General features: G+C 31.9%; 19 protein-coding genes. 15 read left to right on the forward strand and 4 right to left on the reverse strand.

Features of this window, described 5'->3' with window-relative positions; genetic code table 11:
• Both KA883_RS02300 and KA883_RS02305 read left to right on the forward strand, forming a co-directional pair.
• The coding region (locus KA883_RS02300) for an LPXTG cell wall anchor domain-containing protein (protein WP_210139841.1) at positions 1 to 401 on the forward strand (401 nt) is incomplete at its 5' end.
• Positions 402 to 593: 192 nt separating this feature from the next.
• Positions 594 to 932, forward strand: a complete 339-nt coding sequence (locus KA883_RS02305; protein ID WP_046206576.1) for a hypothetical protein — start codon at positions 594 to 596, stop codon at positions 930 to 932.
• Positions 933 to 1075: 143 nt separating this feature from the next.
• On the opposite strand, the gene KA883_RS02310 is transcribed toward KA883_RS02305, so the two are convergent.
• On the reverse strand, positions 1076 to 2017 hold the full coding sequence (locus KA883_RS02310; RefSeq protein ID WP_046206577.1) for a DsbA family protein: 942 nt from the start codon (positions 2015 to 2017) through the stop codon (positions 1076 to 1078).
• A 139-nt stretch (positions 2018 to 2156) separates the two neighbouring features.
• Here KA883_RS02310 and KA883_RS02315 point away from each other — a divergent pair, with 139 nt between their 5' ends.
• The gene (locus KA883_RS02315) at positions 2157 to 2717 is read left to right on the forward strand and encodes a TetR family transcriptional regulator (RefSeq protein ID WP_046206578.1); all 561 of its coding nucleotides are present in this window, start codon (positions 2157 to 2159) and stop codon (positions 2715 to 2717) included.
• A 26-nt stretch (positions 2718 to 2743) separates the two neighbouring features.
• Positions 2744 to 3085 (forward strand): DoxX family protein, encoded by a 342-nt coding sequence (locus KA883_RS02320; protein ID WP_046206579.1) that lies wholly within the window; start codon positions 2744 to 2746, stop codon positions 3083 to 3085.
• A 74-nt stretch (positions 3086 to 3159) separates the two neighbouring features.
• Here KA883_RS02320 and KA883_RS02325 read toward each other — a convergent pair whose 3' ends face one another.
• Both KA883_RS02325 and KA883_RS02330 read right to left on the reverse strand, forming a co-directional pair.
• Positions 3160 to 3612, reverse strand: coding sequence for a hypothetical protein (locus KA883_RS02325; RefSeq protein ID WP_046206580.1), 453 nt, complete (start codon positions 3610 to 3612; stop codon positions 3160 to 3162).
• Between the two features lie 2 nt (positions 3613 to 3614).
• Entirely contained in the window at positions 3615 to 4421 is an 807-nt protein-coding gene (locus KA883_RS02330; protein WP_046206581.1) for a DUF3100 domain-containing protein, read from the reverse strand.
• A 176-nt stretch (positions 4422 to 4597) separates the two neighbouring features.
• On the opposite strand from KA883_RS02330, the gene KA883_RS02335 reads away from it, so the two are divergent.
• A complete protein-coding gene (locus KA883_RS02335; RefSeq protein ID WP_046206582.1) occupies positions 4598 to 5767 on the forward strand; it encodes a YbfB/YjiJ family MFS transporter in 1170 nt (389 codons plus the stop codon).
• Positions 5768 to 6056: 289 nt separating this feature from the next.
• A complete protein-coding gene (locus KA883_RS02340) occupies positions 6057 to 7034 on the forward strand; it encodes a tRNA dihydrouridine synthase (RefSeq protein WP_046206583.1) in 978 nt (325 codons plus the stop codon).
• A gap of 56 nt (positions 7035 to 7090) precedes the next feature.
• Here KA883_RS02340 and KA883_RS02345 read toward each other — a convergent pair whose 3' ends face one another.
• Positions 7091 to 8281: an MFS transporter gene (locus KA883_RS02345; protein ID WP_046206584.1), complete on the reverse strand. Its 1191-nt coding sequence runs from the start codon at positions 8279 to 8281 to the stop codon at positions 7091 to 7093.
• 441 nt (positions 8282 to 8722) lie between these two features.
• Here KA883_RS02345 and KA883_RS02350 point away from each other — a divergent pair, with 441 nt between their 5' ends.
• The 9 genes from KA883_RS02350 to KA883_RS02390 all read left to right on the forward strand — a co-directional run bounded on the left by KA883_RS02350 (position 8723) and on the right by KA883_RS02390 (position 17813).
• Entirely contained in the window at positions 8723 to 9688 is a 966-nt protein-coding gene (locus tag KA883_RS02350; protein WP_052722077.1) for a DUF4352 domain-containing protein, read from the forward strand.
• Positions 9689 to 9711: 23 nt separating this feature from the next.
• Positions 9712 to 10062: a DUF4064 domain-containing protein gene (locus KA883_RS02355; RefSeq protein ID WP_046206585.1), complete on the forward strand. Its 351-nt coding sequence runs from the start codon at positions 9712 to 9714 to the stop codon at positions 10060 to 10062.
• 366 nt (positions 10063 to 10428) lie between these two features.
• Entirely contained in the window at positions 10429 to 11517 is a 1089-nt protein-coding gene (locus KA883_RS02360) for a M23 family metallopeptidase (protein WP_046206586.1), read from the forward strand.
• Between the two features lie 170 nt (positions 11518 to 11687).
• Positions 11688 to 12446 (forward strand): glycerophosphoryl diester phosphodiesterase, encoded by a 759-nt coding sequence (locus KA883_RS02365; RefSeq protein WP_046206587.1) that lies wholly within the window; start codon positions 11688 to 11690, stop codon positions 12444 to 12446.
• A gap of 274 nt (positions 12447 to 12720) precedes the next feature.
• On the forward strand, positions 12721 to 13149 hold the full coding sequence (arr, locus tag KA883_RS02370) for an NAD(+)--rifampin ADP-ribosyltransferase (protein ID WP_046206588.1): 429 nt from the start codon (positions 12721 to 12723) through the stop codon (positions 13147 to 13149).
• A gap of 180 nt (positions 13150 to 13329) precedes the next feature.
• Complete coding sequence (locus KA883_RS02375; protein WP_046206589.1) at positions 13330 to 14277, forward strand: SLAC1 family transporter; 948 nt, start codon at positions 13330 to 13332, stop codon at positions 14275 to 14277.
• Between the two features lie 18 nt (positions 14278 to 14295).
• Positions 14296 to 15480: a MalY/PatB family protein gene (locus KA883_RS02380; protein WP_046206590.1), complete on the forward strand. Its 1185-nt coding sequence runs from the start codon at positions 14296 to 14298 to the stop codon at positions 15478 to 15480.
• 34 nt (positions 15481 to 15514) lie between these two features.
• Positions 15515 to 15973: a MarR family winged helix-turn-helix transcriptional regulator gene (locus KA883_RS02385; protein ID WP_046206591.1), complete on the forward strand. Its 459-nt coding sequence runs from the start codon at positions 15515 to 15517 to the stop codon at positions 15971 to 15973.
• Between the two features lie 196 nt (positions 15974 to 16169).
• On the forward strand, positions 16170 to 17813 hold the full coding sequence (locus KA883_RS02390; RefSeq protein WP_210139842.1) for an alpha-keto acid decarboxylase family protein: 1644 nt from the start codon (positions 16170 to 16172) through the stop codon (positions 17811 to 17813).
• Positions 17814 to 17916: the final 103 nt, after the last annotated feature.

Here is a 17916-nt window from a genome sequence, read left to right on the forward strand (position 1 = left end):
AACCAGGTACTGGAGAAGAACCAGGTACGGGAGAAGAACCAGGTACAGGAGAAGAACCAGTTACAGGTGAAGAACCAGGTACGGGAGAAAACCCAGGTACGGGAGAAAATCCAAGTACAGAAGGAAACTCAAATACTCAAGAACCGAAATCAGGAGAAAGTTCAGATATAAGCCAACCATCTAAACGCGATCATATTTCAGAGTTAGAACAAAATCAAACTTCAAAAATAGTAAATGATCGTTCCGATAACTCTAGAAAAATTAATGATAATAGATCTGAATTACCTGAAACAGGAAAAGATGAAATTAATAAAGGTACTTTATTTGGTTCATTATTTGCAGGTTTGGGTGCGTTATTACTAGTTTTCAAACGTCGTAGAAAAAATGAAGAAGATAAATAATTAATAAATTATAAAAATAGTATTAAATCAAGAAACCTGAGACATGTGCAGTCTCAGGTTTTTTTACTATCTAATTATTGTTTAAATAAAACTGATTATAAATTGAGTTTGATTTATTATGAATAGTTTATTAATTGTGCGTAATGTGTATATACTAATTATAGATATAAAAAATTAAAATGGGGTTTCTGTATGTATATCATCGTTCAATATAGCAGAGGTAACACACTATTTTACTTGCGTAATAGAAATCAAGAACCAATCAATTCAAAAGTAGTAGCAATTTCTAAAACCAAATATAATGAAGGATTGTTACAACACATCTATAGGATACTTTCTCAAACGAATCATAGTGTTAAAGAAATAGACTTTGTAGTAATAGAAATGAATGACATAGAATCAATAAAAATAAATGCAGTTTGTGAAGTGAGTAGGTATTTAGAAGCGCAGCTAAATAAAAATATCATTGTAACTAATAGTATAGAAACTTTTAATTACAATGAATATTTGAAAAAATATAAAACGACATGAGTAAGAATATAAATGCAATAAAGTGACACTTTATATAAACATATTTGATAAATTTATTGAATTTCACCTGCATTGAGCAAGTACATATAGTGTTTGATGAACGTAAGGCATTTCGCTCACAATGTCAGTTAGATTGTCATATATTACGATAAAATAAATTCATAATAATTTTCACCAAGGATATTTTTGGCTGTGTAAATTGAAGGACTCAAATTTTGTTCAACGAAATTTGGTACTTCGCCTTGCGCAATATCATACATAATTTCAATTTCTTTAGAAAATAAACGATGTTGTTTTTTTAAATATAATTCTAAATCTGGCAATGGTTTTGAAACGGTTTTTCCATTATTGTTAAGTTTTTTAAGTGTATCTATATAAACATTTAAATCTCTAGCACCTACAATTTTGGTACCTTGGTTATCATGATTTACTATGACAACTGTAGGGAAACCTCTGACACCTAATTCTCGTACTAAGTTAAAATCGTTTGAAAGTAGTTGCTGGCCTTGCGTACTATTTGCTAAATCAAAAATAGTTTCAATATTTATTGTTTTATTGTTTTTATATAAAGTTTGTACAATTGATTTAAGTATTTTGTTATCAGAAATATTTTGGTTAAAGACGAAAACAGCTTCCCTCACTAATCTAATAAATTCAATAGCAGAAGTCGGGGAATCTAATTGCTGAATCGCTTTATACAATCGAGATGCTGGGTATGAAGATTGCACAGGATCTAATTCCATAACTGTACCATCGATAGGCATGCGTGAATATTGACCTACTTCTTGCCAATGTGGTGTCACATCAGCTGGTTTATAAATGCCATTAGCAGGATCAATAGGACCATCCCCCCAAGCTTCTAAAAGACCACCCATAATCATTTGAAAATTAAACAAATGACCGTACTGAACTAACAGTTTATTTAAAATTGGTTCGAAAGCCCAACAATGTGAACACATAGGATCAGTTATATAATATAAAGTTAAATTAGGACTTTGGTTGTTCAAGTTTATGTTTTCTACTTCATTTTCTTCACTCGGTTTGCAAACACCCGAATACATATCACATACCATATTTTTTTCCATAATTGTACCTCCGTAGTTTAATTAAATTGATATACTCTTATGATAAGTAGTAATATGAATAATAAGTACCAACAAATTGTAGAAAATGTTGAATATTCAACATCCAGAATTAAATGTTGGGAGAAAATGAGGGAGTCGAATGGTACAATCAAAATCAGACTTGCGCGTCATTAAAACGAGAAAATCTATCATGCAAGCTTTTATCAAATTGTCTGGTGTTAAAGATTTTAAAAGTATAACTGTAAAAGATATTACACAAGAGGCACTTATCAATAGAGCTACGTTTTATTATCATTTCAGTGATATCTATGATTTGTTAGAAAAAGCGCTTGCTGAGGAACTATTAATTAATTTAAATTATGAATATTTTGAATATAAACCAATGAGTGAAAATACAATTGTCGACATTTTTAAAGTAGTGGCAGAGTTTCAATTGTCTTTAAATAGAAGATGTCATAGGAGTTATCCTGAGACAATAGACCATATTGTTCAAGAACATATTGCAAATGTATTGTATAAATTGTTGAATGATATTGACTTTGAAGAAGATAGTACACGACAATTGGCTGCAAACATGATAAGTGCAAGTATCTATAAAGCAGCTGAAACATGGTACCAAAAGGATAGTGAGATGTTACCTGAAAATTATATTAAACGCATTACGCCTTATATGATTTCTGGTTTGCTAGCGTATGACTAAGATAAAAATGAAAAGGGGTCGTTAAAATGAGTATTATTATCATTATATTGCAAATAATTTTGGGGATATTTTTTATCATGACAGGATCAAAAATTCTATCTGGTGCAATGAAACAAGATTTTGCGCGTCTTGGTTACCCACCTATTTTTAATCAAATTACAGGAATTTTTGAATTTGTAGGTGGTCTGGGGATGTTGATAGGTGTGTTGTATAATGTAATTGCTTTATTATCAAGTATATTACTAGGTGCAACGATGTTTGTTGGTGCAATTTCATTGATTTTCTTAGGCAAGGATCCAGTTAAAAAAGCGATTCCAGCTATTGTACTTTTTTTATTGAACTTTATAGTATTCATTTATTATATTTAAAGTATTTTCTGACTTTAATTGTCCCCGTACAAACGATAGATTGAATTGTTTGTACGGGGATAATTATGTGTAGATTATGCTAAACCTTGAATGCTTAAAACAATTTCTGCTACAAGGGCAGAACCTACGTATGTACTGAGCAATATTACAGTTCCTACGACAATTGTTTTCCAACCTAACTTAGCAAAATCGGCCCACGAATTTCCTATAGAAACACCTGCATATGCAACCACTGGTGTAGCTAATGACAACAGATCTACTTTTTCAGTCCATTCAACAATGTGTGATGATCCAGGGATGCCTGGTATTGTAATGATGAGTCCGATTATCCCAATATAAGCAATACTAGGTATATTTAAAGGAACAATATCACGTAAGATTAAACCGCTTAATGCAATGCCCATTAATGTAAGAATGCCCGGTAAAGCTTCTATTGGCATAACACTGTAACCAATCCAATTACTAAAAAGTGAAATAATGCCTACCACACATAATGTGAGTATCCAGTTTGTAACTTTTGAATTCATACTCATTGCTCCTTATCTTTTGTGAATTTTGATTTAATATGCATAATAAAGCTGTAATATTTTCGAGTTAATGGCAAAGCAATTAATATACCCACATAAAGCCCTGTGACAGATGTAAGTAAATTACTCACACCAGAGAATGCTGTAATTGTACTAGATTGGTCAGGATACATTTCAACTAAGGGACCTAGTGCAGCAGCAGTCATCACACCACTTCCTACACCTGTTGCCATTGCAAATGCTAATGGGCTAAAAGGTAAAATAGAGATTAGTATGCCGGAGAAAATGCTAAAAAATATTGCCCCAAATATCGTTCCAAATATATACATGGACATGACTCCTCGCCATTCAGGAGAGGGAATACCATATTTTTCAGTAATAAGTGCTAAATTTGGTTCTCTACCTATTGAATGTGTCATGCCTATAGATTCTCTACGTAAACCTAAAAGTATAGCTAGCGGTAATGAAATAATAATAGTAGCTAAATTTCCGGCTTCTTGAAGTATTAAAGCGGGCCCAGCTGCAATAATTTTAGGAAGGGCAGGTCCAGCCTCTACCCCGAATTTTGCTATGAGTAATGCTACAGAAATAAAGACCATTGGTTCAGAGTGCTTAGCTTGTCTTTTACCTATAATAGGTGTGAAATATACTCCCAAACCAAGTAATACTGCGTAAACTACTGGTAACAATAGGATTGAAGTTATACCTAATGGAATTTTATGTGCGCCAATCACTTCAGAAATGATCATAATGATTAGGACAATGCCATGTAATCTCCAATCTTTCCAAAGTATATTTTGTTGTTGCATAACAATCCCCCTAATAAAAATCTGAAAATTCAAAATAATAATAATGCCTATTCTATACTTACTATTTCAAAATTAAAAGGGGTTGAAGATAATATTATTGATTCCTAATGAAAAAGTATTTGTAAATATCATGAAAAGTGTATAATGTAATTAATTTGTTGAAAGGTGTGTAAAGTATGAAAGAAGCGTATAAGCAACTTGTTTTAGGTATGTTGTGTTTGTTTATTGTTATGGCAATTGGACGTTTTGCATATACGCCCATCATGCCTTTTATGCAGCTTAATACCAGTATGGACAATCCGAGTGCTGGTATGTTGGCTACATATAATTATTTAGGGTATCTTATTGGCGCAATAATTCCAATTTGGATTATTGTATTTAATAAGGTAGTCGATCTTAAAATATATTTAATGATTAATATTATTTCAACACTATTCATGGGTATTTTTGATAGTTATATCTTATGGGCTATTTTTAGATTTGTTTCTGGTGTGTCTAGTGGTACTGTTTTTGTATTAGCATCAAATGTTGCGTTAGAAGCATTAAAAATGGTTCGAAAAGAACGTATATCAGGTCTGCTTTATAGTGGTGTAGGTTTAGGTATTTTTTCAAGTAGTATCTTTATTTTTTTATTTACTTCAGTGAATACATGGAAAACGACTTGGGTTTTGCTCGGTGTTTTTTCATTAATCATGGCTATTTTTATTATATTTGGTATGCGTGAAAATGATCGTACTGATCACGAAAGCCATAAAACAAACGAAAGTCAATCTAATGTATCAAGTAAGTTGAAGAAAAAATTTATTTGGGGATTTTCCATTGCATATTTTTGCGAAGGTGCTGGATATATTATTACGGGCACATTTTTGGTTGCCATTGTTAAATCGATACCCTCGTTATCAGACTATGCAGCATTAAGTTGGATGTTTGTTGGGTTAGGCGCGATACCATCGACCATTCTTTGGTCTATGTTGGCTGATATGTTAGGCCATGGTAAGGCGACCTATTTAGCTTTTATTTTACAAATAATAAGTGTTACTTTGCCAATACTATCAGAAAGTATGTTGAGTTTGATTCTAAGTTCATTATTATTTGGTTCAACGTTTTTAGGGCTTACTACATTATTTATGTCCAAAGCACAAGCTTTAATGTATCAAAATAATAGTAAGCTGAACTTAGTTGCGATATTGACTGTTATATACAGTTTGGGGCAAATGATTGCACCTGCATTGTCAGGATTATTAATTGGAAGCGCAGGGAACTTCAATGCAGCCTTGATTTTTGCTGCTGCTATTTTATGTGTAGGGTTATTTAGTAGTATGTATAGTTACCGGACTAGGTATTAAATGAATATTTTCTTATAACTTTGATAATTTTGTTAAAAAGTGAAGAAAAATCATGAGATAGATCGCCTTCTGCATGTATAACTTGAACTGCTTTCGAAAATATTTAAGGTGACAATAGATGTATTTCGAATGCGTAACTATTCGATTATTTAGGTAATAAGTTTTTAGATAAGCTGTTTTCGAGTTGCTTTTGGAAGTTTATAATCTTTTTGTATAAGTCCAATTTTTGTGGTAATATCGTCATGGATAAAAATTCGAGATAATAATAGATAAGAAGGTTAAAATATATATGAAAGAAAATTTTTGGCGTGAATTACCGCGTCCATTTTTTGTTTTGGCGCCTATGGAAGATGTAACAGATGTAGTCTTTCGTCATGTAGTCAGCGAAGCGGGAAGACCTGATGTCTTTTTCACTGAGTTTACAAATACGGAAAGTTTTTGCCATCCTGAAGGCGTACATAGCGTACGTGGCCGTTTAACTTTTACAGAAGATGAACAACCCATCGTTGCACATATTTGGGGTGATAAACCTGAACATTTTCGTGAAATGAGTATTGGCATGGCAGAGATGGGATTTAAAGGCATTGATTTGAATATGGGTTGTCCAGTTGCGAATGTTGCAACAAAAGGTAAGGGTTCAGGACTAATATTACGTCCTGAAACTGCAGCTGAAATTATTCAAGCATCTAAAGCAGGAGGGTTACCTGTAAGTGTTAAAACACGTTTGGGTTATTCTGAAATTGATGAATGGAGAAAGTGGTTGAAACATGTTTTTCAACAAGATATTGCGAATTTATCAATTCACCTGCGTACACGTAGAGAGATGAGTAAAGTAGACGCCCATTGGGAATTAATCGGTGAAATTAAAAAACTACGTGATGAAATTGCACCAAATACATTATTGACGATAAATGGTGATATTCCAGATAGAAAAACTGGGCTTGAACTGGCAGAAAAGTATGGTATCGATGGTATCATGATTGGACGTGGGATTTTCCATAATCCTTATGCTTTTGAAAAAGAACCAAGAGAACATACGAGTGCAGAACTTTTAGACTTGTTGAGACTTCATCTTGATTTGTTCGACAAATATTCACAAGAAGAAACACGCTTATTTAAACCGTTGCGCAGATTCTTTAAAATATATGTGCGTGGCATCAGAGGTGCAAGTGAGTTAAGACATCAACTGATGAGTACAAATACGACTGATGAAGCACGTGAACTACTAGATGAATTTGAAGCGAATATGGAAACAACAATACAATAGTAAAAATTTGACTATATAAATAGGCTTGGAAATCTTAATATTTTAGATTTTCAAGCCTATTTTTGCTTAATGGTAAGAGCAATAACGAATGCTATGACCATAAAACTAGTAATCATTAAAACTACGCCAGGCCATTGAATATAGTTATAAAACACACCGGCTAAAGTACCACCTACAGAAGAACCCATATAATAAAATAATAAGTATAGGCTAGAGGCCTGTGCTTTATGGTCTTCTGCACGACTGGTAACGACTGCACTTGCAATTGCATGCCCACTAAAAAAAGCATAAACACTAAAGGCTAAGCCAATAATTTTGAATGTTAGCGGTGGCAATAAAGTGATGTTAATACCGAAAATTAACAATAAAACACTGAATTTCAAGGCATTTAAAGTACCTAATTTCATACGTAATTTTGCGTTTAGTATTGAGGAAATCATACCTATTAAAAATAATAAGTAAATAAAACTAATGATGCTATCATGTAAATTATATGGTTTTTCTGATAACACGAAACCAATATAGTTAAATGCTGCGATGTTACACCCAAGTAGCAGAAAGCCAATCATAAATGGTTTGAGCAATCTGATATTTGTTAGATGCTTATAATAACTCATTAATAATGTTTTTACAGAAAAACGCTGTTTTTCAAAATGTTTAGATGACGGTAATAAAAATGTAAATAAAATGGCTGCAATAAGACTGATTATACCTATAGAAATTAGGCCAGTTTGATATCCATATATACTTGAAATAAAACCGGTGAATATTCTTCCAAAGGCACCGCCAAAAGCATTTCCACTAATATAAATGCCCATCGCCTCAGGTAAATTTTGTGATGAAATTTCTTCACCAATATAAGCCATTGCGATTGATGGTAAACCAGCTAGACATATGCCTTGGATTAATCGCACAATTAAAAAAGTATTGAAATCTGTTAAAAATGGTTGTATTAAGGAGAGTAAGGATACAGAAAGAACAGAAAAAATCATTATAGGTTTACGGCCTAACACTTCGGATAGTGCCCCGAAAAATAGCATAGCAATCGCTAAGGTAATGGTTGCTGCTGATAAAGCTAAACTTGAAACAGTTTCACTAATATTAAATGACTTTGTGAAATGTGGAATCAAAGGTTGAACACTATATAAGATAGAAAAGATAGTAAAACCGGAAATGAAAAGTGCAATAATGATTTTTAAATAGTCTTTCGAACCTTTTGTCACATAATGTTTTTTTAAATTATTCAATGTCATGCCCCGCTTATTAGTTGATATTTTTATGGTAGCATGTAATTAATAATATAAAAAATATATTATTTATACTTGAATTTTTTGTTAAAAACATAAAGTACATTTTTATGACATATCACTTAATAGAACACTTACAGCTTTGTAACAATTTGAACAGAGATTTGAATAAATCATATAAAAAGAAAAATTTTAATATGACTGTAGGACTAATTATTTATGAAATTTCGTTTCTAAGATAATTATTTCTACAGTCATTTTTGTAACAAAAATAGGTTTTCCTAAGATAGCACATTAATAAAATTTTAAATTAACATAAATTTCAAAAAAATGATTGATTTTAACTAAATATGTTATAAGATTATGTAGTATGGTTTAAAATAATTTTAAAGTTGAACAAAATTCAAATTAACTGTAAATGTAAAATGAGGAAGTGGTAAAATGAAAAAACTATTGTTTTTGGCTGTTTTAATCATATGTATCTTAGCTGGTTGTAATACGGAAGGTAAGGAAACAAAATCTGACAGAAAAGAAGATAATAAGTCAAAAGCTACGAATACTATGAAGAATTTTAAAATTGGACAAGTAGTGGACGCTGATGGTGTAGATGTGAAATTAGCAAAAGTAGAATATGTAAATAATTATGATGAATATAGTGAACCTGAAAATGGCAGAGTTATAAAAGTATATTTGAAATTTAAAAATAATAATGAAGATCAAGTATTAGTTGATTCGACTGATTTTAGCATGAAAGTGAACGGTGAAAATTATCAAGAATGGTACGGGGAGAGTGAAGGAGACTCAGGGTTTTCACATCAATTGAACAAAGGAAATACTGGATCAGGTATGATTACTTATGACGTTCCTGAAAATGATACATATACTTTAGAAATGGATGCTACGCCAAATTTTGAAAATATTAAAGCAAAATGGAACATAAAGAAAGAAGATATTAAAGAAGCGAGTAATCAACAAACTAGTAATTCTGTATCAGCAAGTAATGATAATGAAAGTACAAGTGAAACAGCGGATGCTGAAAAAACTGATACCGAAAAAGAAGATGATGAAAGCGATGAAATAACATATCCAGCAGAAATGTATAACACATTAGTTGATGAATATAATGAACTCACGGATGGTGAAAAAATGGACCATGTTGATCATGAGGTATTAGAGATAGAATATGATCAATTAGAAGCACGTGTTGATGAATTATACAATAAAAAGATGGAAGAAGAAGATCAAGCATTTGAAGAAGAAATGAAAAAGCAAGATGAAGCATACGAAAAGGAAATGGATGAGATAGATAAAGAATATGAAGAAGAAATGGATGAAATAGATAAAGAGTATGAAGAAGATATGAAACAAAGCGAAGAAGATGAAACTGCTGAAGATGAAGCAGCGTAGTAAAAAGAAAAGGAGTAATTTATATGAATGAGTATATTGGAAAAAAACAAACAAATAGAGTAGCAGAAATGATTTTAGGAATATTAGGAAGTATATTTGGTATTATAGGTGGCTTATTCGCTATAATGGTCGACGGTATTGGCAAAGAATTTGGAGCAACAGATAGTGGCAGTATAACTGGATTAGGCGTAGCGGTTATAATAACTTGTATAATAACACTGGTTCTTAGTTGTATTATAAACAAAAAAAGAGTCTTAATAGGAATATTATTAATCATAGGTGGTATTTTAAATATAATTTTTATAAGCTTTTTTGGTATTTTATCAGGTATATTAATATTAGTAGCCGGTATATTAGCATTAATAAGAAAGTAATACAGTAGACAAAAAATAGTATTAAACCATCCGAGACATAGATAATGATGTCTCGGTTTTTTGTATCAAGCTAATGTTAATTAGATAATTATTAGCCTTTTATATAAATGTACTTAAAAATGTATTTATTCGATTATTAACTATGTAATAGAATAAGGAAAGCTTTTTAGAAAATGAAATACCATAACACGCTATTTTTTTGAAATTTTGAAGGTGCAATCGTAATACATATTAGGAATTTTCAAAAAATTTACGTTACATCACAAATAAATTACTAACAAATTAAAAAACAGTTTCTGCTATTCTTTTTATACAGTTTCTCTGATACTATTATGTATGTAAAAATTTTGGGAGGACTTATTAATTATGAAAAAAATGGTTACAGCAACAATTGCTACATTATCTTTAGGTGCAATTGGTATCGCACAAGGTGAAGCACACGCTTCAGAAAATAATCAATCTAATACACAGTACACAAGCAATCAGTCTTATAGTGATATTTTTAATTATGGATATATTGATCAAGATGATAATGGGAACTATCATCACACATTAGATGGAAATTGGGATCAATCTATGTTTGATCAACAACAATATTATTTCTATTTAATAGACGATGAGGGGAATTATCATTACTATTATTTCCCAATGAATAATCAAAGTGCTAATAACACTTCAAACAACGCTTCAAACGTAGATAATGTAAATGTCTCAGATGATAATAACTACACTGATGACCAAAGTCATGAAGAAGTACAATCAGAAGGTTATGACATCAACCAAACATCAGAAAACGATGATGTTGATAATAGTGCAACAACGAACCATGGCACTGAATCTGGACAAACAGCACAAAGTAATTCTAATAATGTAAATCATACACAAAATAACGCATCAACAAATAACAATTATGAAACAAGTTACACACAAAATAATGGTACGAATAATGTGCAACAAAACACTACATCAAGTAATGATTCAACACCACAACAACAAGCTGCACCACAACAAAAAGCTACACAATCAGAAGTAGCATCAAATAGTAGTAATAATAGTACACATTCATCAAATTGGTTAACTAAAAATCGTCAATTACAACCTTATGGTAGTTACCATGGCGGTGGTGCACACTATGGCGTTGACTACGCAATGGATGAAAACACACCAGTTTATTCATTAGCAGATGGTACAGTAATTCAAAGTGGTTGGAGTAACTATGGTGGTGGTAACCAAGTTACAATCCAAGAGAAAAACAGTGATAACTATCAATGGTATATGCATATGAATTCTTTAAATGTTAAATCTGGCCAAGAAGTTAAAGAAGGACAACAAATTGGTTTATCAGGAAGTACAGGAAATTCTACTGCACCTCATTTACATTTCCAACGTATGTCAGGTGGCGTGGGGAACGGATATTCTGTTGATCCAACTTCATATGTAAATTCAAAATCATAATATATGACACCTATTGGTCGCCTTTGAACTCCTATTAAGGATACAGAAGGCGACTTTTTTGTTTGATTTTCGACTATAAAATGTTTTTTCTGATAATAGCTTAGATAATTTGAATTATGGTTCATGACATATCATAATTACACTAAAATCACATTGAAGGGGAAGATGATATGTTTACAGTTTATGCTCATAGAGGATTATCAAGTAAAGCACCTGAAAATACAATGGCAGCATTTGAAGCAGCTGCGCATGTGCCTGGATTAAAATGGATTGAGCTTGATGTTGCAATAACAAAAGATGAACAACTCGTCATTATTCATGATGATTTTTTAGATAGAACAACAGATATGATTGGCGAAATTACACAATTGAATTATGATGAAATCAAACAAGCATCTGCTGGCAATTGGTTTAATGCTAAATATGCAGAGGAAAAACTGCCGACTTTTGATGAGGTGGTTGCATTAGCTAATAAATATAAAATGAATTTAAATATTGAATTAAAAGGTGTAACAGGTAAAGATGGTAGTGTGTTATCAGAAAGTATGATTAAACAAGTTGCTGAAAAATTAAACACATTAAATTCAAATTTAGATATTTTATTATCTAGTTTTAATATTGTTTTATTGAAATTAGCACAGCAGCTAATGCCACAATATAAGCGAGCAGTTCTTTTTAAAGCAGCAGCATTTACAGGTGATTGGAGAACACTTTTAGACTATTGTGAATCAACGATTGTCAATATTGAAGATGCAAAACTGTCTCAAGCACGCGTGCGTTCAATTAAAAATGCTGGTTACGAATTAAATGTATGGACGGTGAATAGTAAAGTGAGGGCAAATCAATTGTCCAATTGGGGCGTAGACGGCGTGTTTACAGATAAAGCTGATGAGTTAGTCCATTTAAATAGTGGGTTTAATGCTGATTAAATTAATATAATTATCATATATAAAACGGTGCTGCAAAACTTTTTGAAGTTGATTAGCTCCGTTTTTAATTTAGATGTAACAGAAGTTTCGTTTAAGCAAGCGCTATGTCGTACATTATTTTTATAATCAACAATTGTTAAAAAAATAATATAAATATAAAACCTCCTTTGCTTTAATTATACGATGCGAGTGTCAGATATTATAGTCTATATTTTCCAATAGATATTGCATATAATAATTGAACAGCTTACTGATTATGAGGGGGACTTAAGCGATGAACAGTGAAACAGCTCAATTTGGACAAAACTTATATTTACATGGTACAAAAGCTAAATTAGAGATAGGTGATTTACTGCATCCATTATATAAATCGAATTATCAAGATCGAATTATGAACCATATATATTTCACAGGTACATTAGAAGCCGCAAAATGGGGAGCTGAACTTGCAGTTGCTTTATCTAAGGATAGGGCAGAAGAGCATATTTATGTTGTTGAACCATTGGGAGAATTTGAAGACGATCCGAACGTCACAGATAAAAAATTACCTGGCAATCCAACGCTTTCTTATCGCTCTACTGAACTACTAAAAATTGTCGCGGAATTAAGCGTATGGGAAAGACATTCGGATGACGATATTAACCAAATGCTCAAGGGTTTAAAGCAGTTGAGGGACAAAGGATTAGATATTATTGAAGATTAATATATCGATATGAATGTCACATTCAAATATGTGCATATATTGAATTAATACAAAAATAAAGGCACAGAAGATTAGGCAAGATGATAAAAAGGTAACGAAATAATAATCTTATTTTACACATAAATAGTTTAAGCATAGTATAGTAATGATATAACTAAATATTGTAAAAGGATTAAAATTATGTTTTATAAATTGATTAAAGTATTACCAACGGCTATTTGTGGATTAGCATTAGGTATCGCTTCGCTTAGTAATTTACTGTTTAATATGTCTTGGTATGGTTTAGCAGTGTTATTTTTTATATTGAGTTGCATCATTTTAGTGTTATTTATTAAAAAGTGTATATTGTATCCTCATACAGTATATAATGAATTGAGTGATCGTCATATCTGCGCTACCTTCCCAACGTTTCCAATGGCTTTAATGACAATCATTTACATCATAAAGCATCACTTGAATGTCAATATTGGTTTACTATTATGGTTATGGTGGTTAACGATTATCATCCAATTTATCATTATTGCAGGTTTTATTTACTATCATCTAATATTACATAACAAAGGTACTGTTTTGCCGAATACGAGTTGGTTTGTAACATTTGTAGGGATAGGTGTAATAGCTGAAACTGCAAAAGAATTTAATCCAGTCCTAGGTGAATTCACGGTATATATAGCAACCTTTTGTTTTATAATACTAATAGCGATTATTTTAATCAAAAAAACTTGGCGCTTATATAATGAAAATCAATTTCCAATGTCAATCATTATAGCGGCTCCTGCAGCACTTTGTCTTAATGGGTTTTTAATCAGTGCAAAATCGAATGACATCATTATAATGGTAAGTGGTTTTATAATATCCCAACTACTTTTTATGGTCTCATTAATGTTTATTCCTAAGTTAATGGCTATAAATTTTAAATTTTCATTTGCTGCTTTAACATTTCCGTGGGTAACAACAGCGACTGCTTATTTTAATTTTATGATTCATGTGCGTTTTCCGAGCGTATTACAAAATTTATTACAATTCATGTTGATATGTGAAATTATATTTGCGTTATTAGCTGTTGTGTATGTCATTTTGGGTTATATTGTTTTTTTGAGAAAAAGAATCAACAATAATGTGTTTTAAGGTAAAGGAGTGGTTGTAATGATTTATCATTTTAATGAAGTTGTTAATAGAAAGCAGACGCGATCAGTTAAATGGGATACGATGGAGGATGTGTATCATATTGATGATGCTTCAGATGTACTGCCAATGTGGATTGCGGATATGGATTTTAAAGCGCCACAACCAGTGATTGAAGCGTTACAGAAATGTGTCGATCACGGTGTGTTTGGCTATTCTTATTTAGATGAAGACTGCAAAAAAGCGATTCAATCTTGGTTTCATAAACGTCATGATTGGCATATTGAGAAAGATTGGATTCTTGCGCATTCAGGTGTAGTTCCTGCGATAGCATCAATTATTGAAACATTTACGACTCCAAAAGATAGTGTTTTAATCACGCCTCCGGTTTATCCACCTTTTTCCAATTTGCCTTCAGGTATGAATCGACAATTAATAACGTGTGCTTTGATAGAAGATGAGAGAAATTACTCAATCGACTTTGAAGACTTTGAAGAAAAGTTAAAGCAAGGCGTAAAAATGTTTATCTTATGTAACCCACATAATCCAGGCGGCATTGTTTGGTCTAAAGACACTTTGGAAAAAGTGATTGAATTATGTGTGAAATATGATGTGTTAATACTATCAGATGAAATTCATGCTGATTTGGTATTTACTGATTATCAACATATCCCGCTTGATAAATTAGCATCTGAAAAAGAAGCACAAAAAATCATTACGTGCACTGCACCTACAAAAACATTTAATCTAGCAGGTATTCATGCTGCTTTGATTATTTCACCCAATAAAGATATTAGACAAGCATTAGAGTCAAATTTTGCGGCACATGGTTTAGGCGTTAACCGTATTAGTCCATTTGGTGCAGCTGCACTAGAATCTGCCTATACTCACGGGGAAGATTGGCTTGATGAACTCATAGATATTGTGTCTTCAAATATGGATTATGCTATTTCAGAAATTACTAAAGCCATCCCACAAATAAAAATTAAAAAGCCTCAAGCAACCTATTTGTTATGGATTGACTATAGAGAAACGGGTTTAACTGAAGAAGAAATGATGAGAAAGTTACTAGAACAAGGCAAAGTTGCGCTTGAACCTGGTACAAAGTATGGTGAAGAAGGCAGAGGCTTTTTAAGAATGAATGTAGCTTGTGCGCCTCAAACTGCCAAAGATGGTGTTCAACGTTTTATTAAAGCTTTGAGTTAAAGGTTCCCCAAAAATTTTAAAAGGACAGTGACTTATGGAAATAAAAAATAATGACTATGAAAATTTGCTATTTTACTTCGCATATAAAACATTTATTACGACAGCGGATGAAATCATTAAAGATTATGGTTTGAATCGTCAACACCATAGATTTTTATTTTTTATTGAAAAAGTCCCTGGCATCTCGATTAAAGATTTATTGAAAAAGTTAGAAATTTCTAAGCAAGGTAGCCATGCAACTTTAAAAAAACTAAGAGATGAAGCATTCATTGTAGAAAAACAGGCACCAGAAGATAAACGTATTAAAACGTTATATCCAACAGAAAAAGGCCGCAACTTAGTGCGTAAATTAAATAAAGCACAAAATGATATGTTTAAAGAAATTCAAGAAAAAGTTGGCAATGATTGGTATGCGATTATGGAAGAATTTGCTTCATATAGAGAAGGATTCCAATCAGTAAAATATTTGAAAGATGAGAAGAATCATTTTTAAAGTATGTGTATGTCAATAGAATAGCAAAATTGTACCTACTTAATACAATCGTTTATATCAGAGGCTTGTTTTCTAGATGTTAGAAAAAGCCTCTTTGTTTGGTTATGTAAATAAGTCAATAAACTTGACCTAATTTATTTAACAAGTTATATTTAATGTGTAATGAAAACGAAACACATTAAAGGAGAAATGATGTATGCAAAAAAGAGTAGGACAATATTTAATGGATGCAATTCGCTCAGTTGGTGTTGATAAAGTATTTGGTGTACCTGGTGACTTTAATCTTACATTCTTAGACGATATTATTAATCGAGAAGATATGGAATGGATTGGTAACACAAATGAACTTAACGCAAGTTACGCAACAGATGGTTATGCAAGAATCAAAGGCATTAGTGCAATGGTAACAACATTTGGTGTGGGAGAGCTAAGTGCGGTTAACGGTATTGCAGGTGCATATGCAGAACGTGTACCAGTCATAGCAATCACAGGCGCACCAACACGTGAAGTTGAACGTGCTGGTAAATATGTACATCATTCATTAGGTGAAAGCACATTTGATGATTATCGTAAAATGTACAAACATATCACAACAGCACAAGGATATATCACTCCAGAAAATGCACAGACTGAAATTCCTCGATTAATCAATGCAGCAATTAATGAAAAACGTCCCGTTCATATACATTTACCTATAGATGTAGCTGCTGTAGATATTGAAGTAGAAACACCATACCAATATACTGCACCAGCCAAACAAGATGTTGACAGTTATATAGAAATAATAGAAAACAAATTAAAAAATGCAAAGCAACCTTTAATTATAGCTGGACATGAAATCAATAGTTTTGCGTTGCATGATAAACTAGAACAATTTGTTAACCAAACACATATACCAGTTGCTCAATTGTCCTTAGGTAAAGGGGCTTTCAATGAAGAGAATCTATATTATATGGGTATTTATGATGGAAAGATTGCAGATGAACAAATTAAAGCTTATGTAGATCAAAGTGATGTCATTTTAAATATCGGAGCAAAACTTACAGATTCTGCTACTGCTGGATTTTCTTATGGATTTAATTTAGAAAATGTAATCATGATGAATCATCATTATTTTAAAGTTGACGAATTACGTGATGAAGAAGTAAAACTCGTAGATTTACTAGACAGTTTGTTGAATATTGATTATACAGCTGACGTGAATTATCCACGTTATCAAGTAACTAACGAAACGGTTGAATTAAGTGATGAACCATTAAAACAGTCAACATATTTCAAATTAATGCAGCAATTTATTCAGCCTCAAGACGTTATACTTGCTGAACAAGGCACGTCATTCTTTGGTGCTTATGATTTACTTTTCTCTAAAGATAATACATTTATAGGACAACCATTATGGGGATCAATCGGTTATACTTTACCTGCGACTTTAGGAACACAAATTGCGGACAAACAACGTAGAAACGTGCTGTTGATTGGTGATGGTTCACTTCAACTAACTGTTCAAGCATTATCAACAATCATACGTGAGGCATTAAAACCTGTTATTTTTGTCATCAATAACGATGGATATACAGTGGAACGTAAAATTCACGGTGAAACTGCACTGTACAACGATATTAAAATGTGGAACTACAAGCAGTTACCGTTCGTGTTTGGTATGAAGGAAACAGACGTTCAAATACATGATGTTACAACAAGTAATACGTTGGCAACGGCATTAGACGAAATTAATCAAAACCCTAACATCATGCATTTTGTAGAAGTTCACATGGATGTACATGATGCACCAGAAAAATTAGATGCTATAGGTAAGGCTTTTGCCCAACAAAATGGGTGATGATTGGAATTTTTTAAAAAACAGCGATATTCGTTTACAATGAAATTGAGAAGTTAGGTTAACTATTGACTCAAATAAAGTTATTATCAATAACGTCAAAGCA

Source organism: Staphylococcus sp. GDY8P54P (assembly GCF_017892645.1).
Taxonomy (GTDB): Bacteria; Bacillota; Bacilli; order Staphylococcales; family Staphylococcaceae; genus Staphylococcus; species Staphylococcus ureilyticus.